This window comes from Sphingomonas sp. CFBP 13733 (assembly GCF_014841795.1).
Classification (GTDB): Bacteria; Pseudomonadota; Alphaproteobacteria; order Sphingomonadales; family Sphingomonadaceae; genus Sphingomonas; species Sphingomonas aerolata.
The window spans coordinates 1-2,672 of record NZ_JACYUP010000023.1; the positions used below are offsets into that span (position 1 = coordinate 1).

At 54.2% G+C, this 2,672-nt stretch carries 3 protein-coding genes and 1 pseudogene; 3 read left to right on the forward strand and 1 reads right to left on the reverse strand.

The genetic code is table 11. The features are described 5' to 3' along the window. The 3 genes and pseudogenes from IFT71_RS21960 to IFT71_RS21020 all read left to right on the forward strand — a co-directional run. Window positions 1-86: pseudogene (locus IFT71_RS21960) on the forward strand (VOC family protein); the annotation flags it as partial. Window positions 87-208: 122 nt separating this feature from the next. Beyond that, window positions 209-802 (forward strand): hypothetical protein, encoded by a 594-nt coding sequence (locus IFT71_RS21015; protein WP_192143444.1) that lies wholly within the window; start codon window positions 209-211, stop codon window positions 800-802. Window positions 803-1,467: 665 nt separating this feature from the next. After that, window positions 1,468-1,824 (forward strand): hypothetical protein, encoded by a 357-nt coding sequence (locus tag IFT71_RS21020; RefSeq protein ID WP_192143445.1) that lies wholly within the window; start codon window positions 1,468-1,470, stop codon window positions 1,822-1,824. A gap of 188 nt (window positions 1,825-2,012) precedes the next feature. Here the strand turns inward: IFT71_RS21020 and IFT71_RS21025 are convergent, their stop codons facing one another. After that, window positions 2,013-2,255, reverse strand: a complete 243-nt coding sequence (locus IFT71_RS21025) for a hypothetical protein (RefSeq protein ID WP_156360509.1) — start codon at window positions 2,253-2,255, stop codon at window positions 2,013-2,015. Window positions 2,256-2,672 lie beyond the last annotated feature (417 nt).

The following is a 2,672-nucleotide window of genomic DNA, read 5'->3' on the forward strand; positions in this document are numbered from 1 at the left end:
ATACCGCATCGCTGGGGACAGTCGAACTTGCCTATTTTCGCGACCCAGACGGCAACAAACTATGCGGAATTCATTTCCCTGCCTGATCTGTCCGGCACGGGTCCGCTTTTGATCCTAGCGGACCCGGATTTTGCGATCGCGCGAATGTCCGCTTTCCACCAGTACCGGCCATCGCTTGCGGCTGCATTATTTATGGAGTGATCCGCGCATGAGTGACAGCATCGATCCGGCGCAGCTTAAAAGCTACAGCCCGAATGCCAAGTGGGCACAGTCTCATCGGCCCGAGTGCGTATCGGCAATTGGCTTGATCCTGCTGGCCTGGAATAGGACCGAAGAGCAACTAGCTTGGACCATCTCAGGCATCATGGGCATTACGCTCATCGGCGACGAGGGTATCGGACACTCCAGTGACTGGATCATGGCGACCGTTATGGCTGAGACCGGCACTGTCCACGCGCGGATCAAGATCGTTGACGCCATTCTCAAAAAGGCTCTCGAAGGCCACCCACTGAGGGATACGTGGGCAACAATCAGGCAGCGGCTGCGGCAGCTTGCTGATAGGCGCAATGTCGTAGTTCATACAAGCTGGGCATGGAGTGAGGAGCAGCCCGGCTATCTTCTCCAGATCGAAAGGGATGGCAAAGTTTGGGGCTGGAACGAGAGGCATTTCTCCAATCTTTTCGACGACATAAAGTCAATGGAAGAAGAACTTCATGCCTTCATGATTGCCGTCGCTGACGAGTTACGAGCGGGCACGCTCACGTCGCTGTATCTAACACCGAAGAAAATCCCTCAGTTCTGATATGAGGCAAGGGCGCTTCGCCAATGACCGCTTCCCACCAATGCCGGCCATTCCGCTTCCGCCCACTTGTAGACATTCCAAGTCAGTTACAGACTAGACTCATGCGCGCTTCCGCTGCCTTAGCCCTACTCGCATTGGCATCATGCAAAGCCGCCCCGCTGGCCAGGCAGGCTGGCGACCCGTCGCAACGTAGCGACGAGCGCAAGATTACCGGAGTCCTGACCCTATACACCGAGGGCGAATCATTCCGGCAGTGTCCACTAAGGGAGCCTTGGAACTGCTTCAAGGCCAAGGGGCCAGAGTGCGGATTTGACGCTACGCCTGAGGCTCGGACCTTGATCAACACAGAGATCACTAAGGCAGGAGCAACCCAAAAATACGCTACTTTCGGGATAGTGATGATCGGTACCCGATTAGATGGCGTCCATGCCGGACATTTATCCGGCTATTCCTGTGAATTTCGCGCGCACTCAGTTCTCCATGTCAAGGAAGTGGCAAGCTCGCCGCTAGACACTCCGAACGCGGTTAGCGTCCGCTAGCCTCTCGAACCGTCCATTCCACTAACGCCCAATTGCGGACATTAAGAAAAACTGTCACATCATGCCGATGAAGATCGCGGTCAAGGCGCAGAAGCTGCTGGGGATTAGTTTGGAAGGCTCGGTGGGGTGATATCCGCCCTACTTTTCTTGCTATTGGGGTTGCCTGAGAAAGCCGAGCAATCCGATCTGTCGAAATTTGCTTTATGCGTAAAGACGTCTGTGACTTCTAAGACGTTCTTACCGGATCAGATCTATGTCAGCGAGATCGAGCTTCTATCGGAAATAAAAAAGTTCTGTCGGGAATTGCGAAGTTTAGTTCGCGATACGCTGATTGCAAAAGCGGCGGTAGCTTCGAATACGCCACTGCCGGAAAATATATCAGAGGCAAGAAAAGAGGAGATGATGGATGCTGCAACCATTGGTTGGGTCAATAAAGTCTTTATCGACGAAAGCCTGAAAGACGAAGCTAATGCTAAAGACTGAAAGTCTACATGCCGAGATCGTCGGCATGTAAAACCTTAGGGATTTGTCGCTCACCGTGAACGCGGGTGAGATGCATGAGATCATGGCTACCTACGGCAGCTAACAACCAATCCCCGTCATTCCGCCAACGCCCAATTGCGGACATAGCCGTTGGTCTCAGCGCCATCCGTTTGATAGGCGGTAACTGATCAAATAGGAGGCTCTCCCGCCTTCACGCTTCGTGCCGCGTCGCATAGAATGCGATTTTTCACCCGCCGGTACCAGTTATCCGAGGACCTACGAGCCTGCGCGATCTGATCGCCGGAGAGGTACTTAGATGGTTCATCTAATTTACCTGACCAGAAGCCGAGGCCGAAACTGATTTGCCACAATTTCACGCGCCACCAAGGCACGGCCTCGGCGATCGTCTCGATGATGTCATTGCGATACATGGACTGAGCCTTGTCTCGCAGCGCGTAACCCGAGTCCGCAGCGCGTTCGGCAACCGCAGTAAGGTCAGATGCTCCGCCGCATGTGTCCACGACGTCAGGCAATGCCGTGTCTGGCTCGATCTGCCCCGTGGACCAACTTGGATAACGGAATAGGCTGTCGGAGCGTGTCCAGACACCTTCTAACATCGCGCCCCGAGTCATCCTGACGGACAGCACATTCGCTCCCGGACGGCTGAACACTTGAACTCCGCCTATTACGAGTCCGCCCAAGGTTACGAATTTCCAGAGCCGAGCATCTCTCATCGCGTCAGAATAGCAATCGTGCCGTACCCCGCAATGTCCGCTTTCCACCAAAATCCGCCATTTCGCTATCATCCATTAGGCGTTCATTCGTGGTTTTCTCGAGCATTCTCAATG

What these genes read in the sequence shown, in the direction of transcription:
- IFT71_RS21025 (WP_156360509.1), bottom strand. Translation starts at nt 2,255, where the DNA reads ATGTATCGCAATGACATCATCGAGACGATCGCCGAGGCCGTGCCTTGG.
- IFT71_RS21015 (WP_192143444.1), top strand. Translation starts at nt 209, where the DNA reads ATGAGTGACAGCATCGATCCGGCGCAGCTTAAAAGCTACAGCCCGAAT.